The organism is Rhodovulum viride, assembly GCF_003265965.1.
GTDB classification, from domain to species: Bacteria; Pseudomonadota; Alphaproteobacteria; order Rhodobacterales; family Rhodobacteraceae; genus Rhodovulum; species Rhodovulum kholense.
Map to the genome: position 1 here is coordinate 1 of NZ_MUAV01000047.1, position 9,067 is coordinate 9,067.

9 protein-coding genes are annotated in these 9,067 nt (G+C 66.4%); 8 read left to right on the plus strand and 1 reads right to left on the minus strand.

The annotated features are described in order from the left end of the window. The first annotated feature begins 161 nt into the window (after positions 1–161). The 8 genes from BYZ73_RS20120 (at position 162) to BYZ73_RS20155 (ending at position 8,372) form a co-directional block, all read left to right on the plus strand. Entirely contained in the window at positions 162–1,793 is a 1,632-nt protein-coding gene (locus tag BYZ73_RS20120) for a sigma-54 interaction domain-containing protein (protein ID WP_112317425.1), read from the plus strand. Between the two features lie 347 nt (positions 1,794–2,140). Next, entirely contained in the window at positions 2,141–2,968 is an 828-nt protein-coding gene (gene nifH / locus BYZ73_RS20125; RefSeq protein ID WP_112317426.1) for a nitrogenase iron protein, read from the plus strand. A gap of 92 nt (positions 2,969–3,060) precedes the next feature. After that, a complete protein-coding gene (gene anfD, locus BYZ73_RS20130; RefSeq protein ID WP_112317427.1) occupies positions 3,061–4,641 on the plus strand; it encodes a nitrogenase iron-iron protein, alpha chain in 1,581 nt (526 codons plus the stop codon). 11 nt (positions 4,642–4,652) lie between these two features. Beyond that, complete coding sequence (anfG, locus tag BYZ73_RS20135) at positions 4,653–5,000, plus strand: Fe-only nitrogenase subunit delta (RefSeq protein WP_112317428.1); 348 nt, start codon at positions 4,653–4,655, stop codon at positions 4,998–5,000. Between the two features lie 13 nt (positions 5,001–5,013). Continuing rightward, a complete protein-coding gene (gene anfK / locus BYZ73_RS20140; RefSeq protein ID WP_112317429.1) occupies positions 5,014–6,399 on the plus strand; it encodes a Fe-only nitrogenase subunit beta in 1,386 nt (461 codons plus the stop codon). Positions 6,400–6,465: 66 nt separating this feature from the next. After that, positions 6,466–7,146, plus strand: a complete 681-nt coding sequence (anfO, locus tag BYZ73_RS20145) for a Fe-only nitrogenase accessory protein AnfO (protein WP_112317430.1) — start codon at positions 6,466–6,468, stop codon at positions 7,144–7,146. A gap of 38 nt (positions 7,147–7,184) precedes the next feature. Further along, positions 7,185–7,700, plus strand: coding sequence for a gamma-glutamylcyclotransferase family protein (locus BYZ73_RS20150; RefSeq protein WP_245943248.1), 516 nt, complete (start codon positions 7,185–7,187; stop codon positions 7,698–7,700). Positions 7,701–7,724: 24 nt separating this feature from the next. After that, positions 7,725–8,372: a pyridoxamine 5'-phosphate oxidase family protein gene (locus tag BYZ73_RS20155; protein ID WP_112317432.1), complete on the plus strand. Its 648-nt coding sequence runs from the start codon at positions 7,725–7,727 to the stop codon at positions 8,370–8,372. Positions 8,373–8,386: 14 nt separating this feature from the next. Here the strand turns inward: BYZ73_RS20155 and BYZ73_RS20160 are convergent. Beyond that, on the minus strand, positions 8,387–9,067 hold a 681-nt coding region (locus BYZ73_RS20160; RefSeq protein ID WP_112317433.1), incomplete at its 5' end, for a type 1 glutamine amidotransferase.

Genomic DNA, 9,067 nt, shown 5'->3' on the forward strand with positions numbered 1-9,067 from the left:
TCTTCCCGCACGGCTTCTGTCCCGGGCGCATTGACCCTTTGGGCGCGCAATTCCTGTGCGGATCACGTTCTTTTGGGGGATGTCCCGCGCCCTCGCCCGATTTCCGGCGTCAAGGGGCATCTATATCGTTATATATATTGTATACATAACGAGGCGTGCGGATGCCTGGCGAAGATGCGGCAGACTTGTTCGACCTGGGTGCGGTGCGCCCGGACGAAGAATTCACCCAATGCTATTCGGGAGAATGCCGGGTCAATCTGCTGCCGACGCTCTACCGGCTCAACCACGCCATTTCGAACGCCACCGATCTGTCGGCACCGCTTGGGATGATCCTCGAGGTCATGCGGGCCGGGATGCGGATGGACCGGGGCGCCGTCTCGCTGCTCGACCGCCGCCGGGGGCGGGTGTTCATCCATGACAGCTTCGGCCTGACCGAGGAAGAGGCGCGCCGGGGCGTCTATGCGCTGGGCGAGGGCATCACCGGCAAGGTGGTCGAAAGCGGCAAGGTCATCATCGCCCCGCGCCTCCATGAAAACCCCGATTTCCTCGACCGGACCGGCGCCCATGCGGGCGAGACCCGGCGCAAGTCGGCCTTCGTCTGCGTGCCGATCATGCTGGGCCGCAAGGTCCTGGGCGCGATCGCGGGCGAGCGGTGCTATGTCAGCCGGCGCCTGCTGAAACAGGACGCCGAATTCCTGGCCGCCATCGCGCTGATGATCGCACCCGCGGTCGAACTTTACCTGATCGCCAATGTCGAGCGGCTGGAACTGGAACGCCAGAACCGCGCGCTGAAGGATGCGCTGAAAGAGCGGTTCCGGCCGACCAACATCATCGGCAACTCGAAGGCGATGATGGCCGATGTCTATGCCCTGATCGGCAAGGTCTCGAAGACGCGCGCGACCGTGCTGATCCTGGGCGAAAGCGGCGTCGGCAAGGAGCTGGTCGCGAGCGCCATCCACTATTCCTCGGACCGTGCCGACGGCCCCTTCATCCGCTTCAACTGTGCCGCGATCCCCGAGTCGCTCGCCGAAAGCCAGCTGTTCGGCCACGAGAAGGGCGCCTTTACCGGCGCCACCGCCCAGCGCAAGGGCAGTTTCGAACGCGCCGACGGCGGCACGATCTTTCTCGACGAGCTGGGCGAGCTGAGCCACGCAGTGCAGGCCAAGCTGTTGCGGGTGCTGCAGGACCGGATGGTCGAGCGCGTCGGCAGCAGCCAGCCGGTCGAGGTCGATGTCCGCGTCATCGCGGCGACCAACCGCGACCTGCCACGGATGGTGGCAGAGGGGCTCTTCCGCGAGGACCTGTTCTACCGGCTGAACGTGGTGCCCGTCACCGTGCCGCCGCTGCGCGAGCGCGGCAGCGACGTGATCCTGCTGGCCGATCATTTCGTGGCCAAGGCCTGCGCCGCGATGGGCAAAAGCGTCAAGCGCATCTCGACACCCGCGCTGAACATGCTTATGAGCTATCACTGGCCCGGCAATGTGCGCGAGCTGGAAAACGCCATCGAACGCGCGGTGATCCTGTCGGATGACGCGGTGATCCATGCCTGGAACCTGCCGCCCTCGCTTCAGACTCCCTCGGAAAGCGGCACCCGGCTGGGGGTCGGGCTCGACGACAGGGTGCGGGCGGTCGAACACGAGATGATCGTCGAGGCGATGAAGGCGGCGGACGGCAATATCGGCCGCGCCGCCGGGCTTTTGCGGATCAGCCGCCGGATGCTGGGCACGCGGATGGAACGGCACGGCATCGACGCCCGGGCCTTCCGGCCCCCGGCCCTGCCGCCCCGGAGCTGACACCGACGTTTTCCGATCCTGCGCCGCCGCCCCTCCGGGCGGCGGTTGCCGTTCTGACGCCCTTCTGCCCGGCGGAGCGGGGACGCCCCCAGCGTTCGGCAGATGATTTACATATCGGTGCGCATTTACCGATCGGTACGCGGCCCGGGTCGCAGCCCAGGCGCTCCGGGCGCCCGCAAGGCCGCGACCACATCAGGAAAAACCTTTTTATTACAAGCCATAAGCTTCCCGCCCCGCGCGAATCCCAGGGGCGGTCCCGGCTTGGCACGGGGTCTGCTGTAGATCCGGCAAGGGGGCACGACACCCGGCCCCTTCCCGATCTGGACCCCGCAACGAAGGAGCATTCCATGACCCGCAAAGTCGCCATCTACGGCAAGGGCGGTATCGGCAAGTCGACGACGACGCAGAACACCGCCGCCGCGCTGGCCTATTTCCACGACCAGAACGTCTTCATCCATGGCTGCGACCCCAAGGCCGACTCGACCCGGCTGATCCTTGGCGGGCTTCCGCAGCAGACGGTGATGGACACGCTGCGCATCGAGGGAGCCGAGAAGGTGACCGTCGACAAGGTGGTCAAGACCGGCTTCAAGGACATCCGCTGCGTCGAATCCGGCGGCCCCGAGCCGGGCGTTGGCTGCGCCGGGCGCGGCGTCATCACCGCCATCGACCTGATGGAAGAGAACGAGGCCTATTCCGAGGATCTGGACTTCGTCTTCTTCGACGTGCTCGGCGACGTGGTCTGCGGCGGCTTCGCAATGCCGATCCGGGACGGCAAGGCCGAGGAGGTCTATATCGTGGCCTCGGGCGAGATGATGGCGATCTATGCCGCCAACAACATCTGCAAGGGCCTGACCAAATATGCCCGGCAGTCAGGCGTGCGCCTGGGCGGCATCATCTGCAACAGCCGCAACGTCGATGGCGAGAAGGAATTCCTGGCCGAGTTCACCGCCGCCATCGGCACCAAGATGATCCACTTCGTGCCGCGCGACAACATCGTGCAGAAGGCCGAGTTCAACAAGCAGACCGTCACCGAATTCCAGCCCGAGGCCAACCAGGCGCAGGAATACCGCGAACTCGGCCGCAAGATCATCGAGAACGACGATTTCGTGATCCCGAAGCCGCTGGCGATGGACGAGCTCGAGGCGATGGTCGTGAAATACGGCCTCGTCGACTGAGCCGGAGCCCCCGGCGCCGCGCGGCCTGCGCGGCGCCCCGAGCCCCCGCGCCGTCTCGCGACCGGCGCCCCCACCCCCATGGAGACCGGCCAATGCCCTATCATGAATTCGAAGTCAGCAAGTGCATCCCCGAGCGCAAGCAGCATGCCGTGGTCAAGGCCCCCGGCGAGGACCTGACCTCCTGCCTGCCCAAGGGCTATCTGAACACCATCCCCGGCACGATTTCCGAACGCGGCTGCGCCTATTGCGGCGCCAAGCACGTGATCGGCACGCCGATGAAGGACGTGATCCACCTGAGCCACGGCCCCGTCGGCTGCACCTACGATACCTGGCAGACCAAGCGCTATATCTCGGACAACGACAACTTTCAGCTGAAATACACCTTCGCCACCGACGTGAAGGAAAAGCACATCGTCTTCGGCGCCGAGAGCCTGCTGAAGAAGAACATCCACGAGGCCTTCGACGCCTTCCCGGCGATCAAGCGCATGACGATCTACCAGACCTGCGCCACCGCGCTGATCGGCGACGATATCGACGCCATCGCCAAGGAGGTGATGGACGAGCGCGGCGATGTCGACATCTTCGTCTGCAACTCGCCGGGCTTCGCCGGTCCGTCGCAATCGGGCGGCCACCACAAGATCAACATCGCCTGGCTGAACCAAAAGGTCGGCACGCTGGAACCCGAGCATCTGGGCGAGCATGTCATCAACTACGTCGGCGAATACAACATCCAGGGCGACCAGGAAGTCATGATCGACTTCTTCAACCGGATGGGCATCCAGGTGCTGTCGACCTTCACCGGCAACGGCACCTATGACGGGCTCAGGATGATGCACCGGGCGCATCTGAACGTGCTCGAATGCGCGCGTTCGGCCGAATACATCTGCGACGAACTGCGCGTGCGCTACGGCATCCCCCGGCTCGACATCGACGGGTTCGGCTTTGGCCCGCTGTCGGATTCGCTGCGCAAGATCGGGCTGTTCTTCGGTATCGAGGACCGCGCCGAGAAGATCATCGGGGAAGAATACGCCAGGTGGAAACCCCAGCTCGACTGGTACCGGGAACGGCTGGCGGGCAAGAAGGTCTGCCTCTGGCCCGGCGGGTCCAAGCTCTGGCACTGGGCGCATGTGATCGAAGAGGAAATGGGCCTTCAGGTCGTGTCGGTCTACACCAAGTTCGGCCATCAGGGCGACATGGAGAAGGGCGTTTCGCGCTGTTCCGAAGGGGCGCTGGCCATCGACGATCCGAACGAGCTGGAATCCGTCGAGGCGATCCGGATGCTGCAGCCCGACATCATCTTCACCGGCAAGCGGCCCGGCGAATTCGTCAAGAAACAGGGCGTGCCGTATCTGAACGCCCATGCCTATCACAACGGCCCCTGGAAGGGCTACGAGGGCTGGGTGCGCTTCGCCCGCGACATCTATAACGCGATCTATTCGCCGATGCGCCAGCTGGCCCGGCTGGATATCTCGGCCCCAGATGCCGAGATCGCCCCGGGTTTCCGCACCGCCACCATGCTGTCGGACCCCGACCTGCCGGACGCGGTGAAATACGACACCCGCCTGCACCAGTATACCGGCAAATACGACATGATCGCCGATATCCGGGCCCGCAACCAAGCCCATGCCGCCGACCTGGCCGCGCAGCGCGCCGCCGCGACCCCGGCCGAGTGAGGACCCCCGAAATGGAGACGCTGAACGAACGCCTCGACCCCTTGGTCGATTACATCATGAAAACCTGCCTGTGGCAGTTCAACTCGCGCGGCTGGGACCGGCTCAGGCAAAGCGCGGGCATCCTCGGCCAGACCTGCCAGATCCTCTGCGGCGAGGAGCCGGTGCACGAGACCGCGCTCGACCGCTGTTACTGGGTCGACGCAGTGATGCTGGCCCGCGCCTTCCGCACCCGCTTTCCCTGGATCGACGATCTGTCCAAGGACGAGATCCGCACCCTGATGACGGCGCTGCACGACAAGATCGACCACCTCACCGTTCACGGCTCGCTCAACGAAGAGCTGACCGTTCCCCATTACTGAAAGGATCACTCCCATGACATGTCAGATCGTTCAGAAGGAGCGGGACGGGGTCATCAACCCGATCTTCACCTGCCAGCCCGCCGGCGCCCAGTTCGCCTCGATCGGGATCAGGGACTGCATCGGCATCGTCCATGGCGGACAGGGCTGCGTGATGTTCGTCCGGCTGCTGATTTCCCAGCACCTCAAGGAAAGCTTCCAGATCGCGTCCTCGTCGGTGCATGAGGACGGCGCGGTCTTCGGCGCGCTCGACCGGGTGGAAACCGCGGTCGAGGTGCTGCTGACGCGCTATCCCGACGTGAAGGTGGTTCCGATCATCACCACCTGCTCGACCGAGGTCATCGGCGACGATGTCGACGGGCTGCTTTACAAGCTCGAGGACGAATTGCTGCCCGAGAAGTTCCCCGGCCGTGAGGTGCATCTGCTGACGATCCACTGCCCGAGCTTCGTCGGCTCGATGATCACCGGCTACGACCGCGCGGTCCACGACTTCGTCAAGCGGTTTGCCGAGAAGGGCGAGCCCTCGGACAAGATCAACCTGCTGACCGGCTGGGTGAACCCCGGCGATGTCACGACGCTCAAGCATCTGCTGGCCGAGATGGAGGTCGAGGCCAACGTGCTCTTCGAGATCGAAAGCTTCGACAGCCCGCTGATGCCCGACCTGAACCGCCATTCACATGGCAACACCAGCGTCGAGACGCTGCGCGACACCGCCAATGCCAAGGCCACCCTCGCGCTGAACCGCTACGAGGGCGCGAAGGCCGCCGACTACCTGAAGAAGAAGTTCAAGGTGCCTGCGGTGGTCGGCCCGACGCCCGTCGGCATCCGCAACACCGACGCCTTCCTGAAATCGGTCAGCGAGGTAACCGGCAAGCCGATCCCGCAAAGCCTGGTCGAGGAACGCGGTATCGCGCTCGATGCCATCGCCGATCTGGGGCACATGTTCCTGGCCGACAAGCGGGTCGCGATCTATGCCAATCCCGATCTCGCCATCGGCCTGGCCGAGTTCTGTCTCGACCTCGAGATGAAGCCCAGACTTCTGCTGCTGGGCGACGACAATTCGGGCTATGTGAAGGACCCGCGGGTGCTGGCGCTGCAGGAAAACGCGCCCGATCTGGAAATCGTCACCAATGCCGATTTCTGGGACCTCGAAGACCGGATCAAGAACAGGGGGCTCGAGCTCGACCTGATCCTCGGCCATTCCAAGGGCCGCTTCATCTCGATCGACTACGGCATTCCGATGGTCCGCGTGGGCTTCCCCACCTACGACCGCGCCGGCATGTATCGCCACCCGGTGCTGGGCTATGCCGGCGCCACCTTCCTGGCCGAGCAGATGGCCAACACCCTCTTTGCCGACATGGAGGTGAAGAAGCGCAAGGAATGGATCCTCAACGTGTGGTGAGCAGCGACCGCACGTCCCCTGCCGGGCCGCGTCCGCGGCCCGGCGCCCCTCAACAGGAGAGTTTCCATGCAGATCGCCGTTCATGTCGACGACAGCGGCCGGCCCCTCGGCCTGCACGAGCCCGGGCGCCTCCGGATCTATCAGGGCACCGGCACCGGCTGGGCGCTGAGCAGCGAGTTTCCGTTCCGCCTGCCCCGCGAAGAGGGCCTGGCGGGTCTGCGCTGGGCGCTTGGCAGGCTGGCCGAGGAAATCGCGCCCTGCCGGGTGCTGCTGTCGGCCGAGGTGCGCGGCTTTGCCTATTCCTATCTCCAGGACCAGCTGGGTTTTCACGTCTGGAAATCCGAAGGGCCGCTTGACGGCCAGCTTGCCGCAGTGGCCGAGGGCGAGGACCGGATCGCAACCGAGGCCTGCGCCTGCGACAGCGTTCCAGCCGGGGGCTGCGGCAGTTGCGGTCCGGGCGGCCTCCCCGACGCGGCCCCGCCCCCTGTCCCGGTCGAGGACCGCGCCGACGGCACCCGGTTTCTCGACCTCGCCGCGGCGCTGGCCGGGGACCGGCGGCACAACTCGATGACCGTGCTCGGACCGCTGCTGGCCGAGGCGCCGTTCCGCCCGCTGATGGTCCGGATGGATCATCTGCCGCGCTGGTTCCGGCGCAGCCTGGTCGAGCGCGACCTTGTCTTCACCGAAGAGCCCCGCGAGGGCGCGCTTTTCGTGACCGTCACCCCCAAGGAAAGCGTTGCCCCATGATCCTGGCCCCCGCCCGTGCCCCCCGACGGAGGGACCACGTGTTGCACTTCGCCTATGGCATCGAGCTTCATCCCGACGAGATCGCCCGGATGTGCCCCGGCGCCGAGCTGGTCGCCCGCGCCACCCTGCCCGGTTCCCGGCTCGGCTTTTTCGGCCATTCCCGCGTCTGGGACGGGGCCGAAGAGGCGACGGTGGCCGATCCCGGTGCCGTCTTGCCGGGCGTTCTTTACCGGATGTCCCTGCGCGATGCCGATGCGCTGGAGGCCGCGCGGGGGGTCCGCCTGAACGGCACCGGCGTCTATTTCCATCACCCGGCCGAGGTGCTGGCCGAGGATGGCCGCCCAGTCGCGGCGGTCATGCTGATGAAGACCGAACGCCGCGCGCCCCGGCCGCCCAGCGCCGAGTATCTCTGCCGGATCGCCGAGGGCGCAGAATTGCGCGGCCTGCCCGCCGCCCATGTGGCGGCGCTGCGCGGGGTTGCGTCGGTGCCCGCGTCCTACCCGGTGCCGTGCCTTGCCGCGCTGCCCTTTTCCCTGGCCTGCCAGGACTGCTGAAACCGTTTTCCCGAAGGACCCGACATGCCCGAAACCGCCCCCAGCGACCGCACCCGCGTCAAACGCTATCACTGGCTCGCGCGCTACGACCGCGAGACGATCGACGCCATCATCGACGCCGCCCTCGTCGCCCATGTCGGCTATCTGATCGACGGCGCGCCGGTGGTCACGCCGACCTGCCCCTGGCGCATCGGCGATCATGTCTACTGGCACGGCTCGTCGGCCAGCCGGATGCTGCGGGCGCAGGCGTCGGGACTTCCGGTCTGCCTGACCGTGACCCATCTCGACGGCGTCGCCTTTTCGCGCGCAGCCTTCAACCACAACCTGCTGTACCGGTCGGTGATGGCTTTCGGCACCACCGAAGCGGTCGAGGGCGAGGACAAGCGCGTGGCGCTGAAGGCCTTCATCGACAAGCTGGCGCCCGGGCTCTGGGACCATGCCCGTCCGCCGACCGATCAGGAATGGAAGGCCTCGAAGGTGATCCGGATGCGGCTTGACGAGGTTTCGGCCAAGGTGGCCGACGCCCGCCCCGACGAGGATGCCGAGGATCTGGCGACGGACCGCTGGGCCGGGCATGTGCCGCTGAGCCTGCAGGCGGGCGCCCCGGTCCCCGACCCGAAGCTGCCCGAGGGGATTGCGGTGCCGGATTTCGTCGCAGGTTTCCGGCTCTAGCGGGCTATCGCCCGTCAGCCGCGCGGGGCCGCGGCAAGGACCGACAGGAGGTTGTCGTTCAACCGCCTTGCCGTGGCACGGAAGGCCCCAAGATGCGCGGCCACCTCCGCCCCGAGGCCCCCGGCGCGCTCGGGCCCCAGCGCCGCCCGAAGGCTGGCCGCATATTCGGGGATCGCCTGCCAGTCGGCCACCGTCGTTTCGGTGATCTCGACATGGTATTGCAGGCCCCAGGCATGCCGGCCCCAGCGGATCGCCTGGGTCGGGCAGGCGGCATTCGCGGCCAGCACCACCGCGCCCTCGGGCAGGGTCCCGATCTCGGCGCCATGCCACTGAAAGCTCTGCATCCGCCGGGGAAGCCCGGCCAGCAGCGGGTCGGCGGCGCCCTCGGCGGTCAGGACCACATCGGCCAGACCGACCTCGGGGCGCGTCATCGGGACGACCTTGCCGCCCAGCGCCTCGGCCAGCAACTGGTGCCCGAGGCAGATCCCGAGATAGGGCCGCCCCCAATCGACGACCCAGGTGCGGATGGCGTCGAGTTCGGCCCGCATCCAGGGCAGCTCGTCCTGCTGCCAAAGATCCTGTGGCCCGCCCATCGCGACCAGTAGATCGAAGGGCGCCATGTCGGGGATCGGATCGCCCGCGTCGAGTTCGACGGCGTACCAGCCATGGCCCGCCTCTGCCCAGAAATCCCGGAA

What these genes read in the sequence shown, in the direction of transcription:
- anfO (WP_112317430.1), top strand. Translation starts at nt 6,466, where the DNA reads ATGCAGATCGCCGTTCATGTCGACGACAGCGGCCGGCCCCTCGGCCTG.
- BYZ73_RS20155 (WP_112317432.1), top strand. Translation starts at nt 7,725, where the DNA reads ATGCCCGAAACCGCCCCCAGCGACCGCACCCGCGTCAAACGCTATCAC.
- BYZ73_RS20120 (WP_112317425.1), top strand. Translation starts at nt 162, where the DNA reads ATGCCTGGCGAAGATGCGGCAGACTTGTTCGACCTGGGTGCGGTGCGC.
- anfG (WP_112317428.1), top strand. Translation starts at nt 4,653, where the DNA reads ATGGAGACGCTGAACGAACGCCTCGACCCCTTGGTCGATTACATCATG.
- nifH (WP_112317426.1), top strand. Translation starts at nt 2,141, where the DNA reads ATGACCCGCAAAGTCGCCATCTACGGCAAGGGCGGTATCGGCAAGTCG.
- anfK (WP_112317429.1), top strand. Translation starts at nt 5,014, where the DNA reads ATGACATGTCAGATCGTTCAGAAGGAGCGGGACGGGGTCATCAACCCG.
- anfD (WP_112317427.1), top strand. Translation starts at nt 3,061, where the DNA reads ATGCCCTATCATGAATTCGAAGTCAGCAAGTGCATCCCCGAGCGCAAG.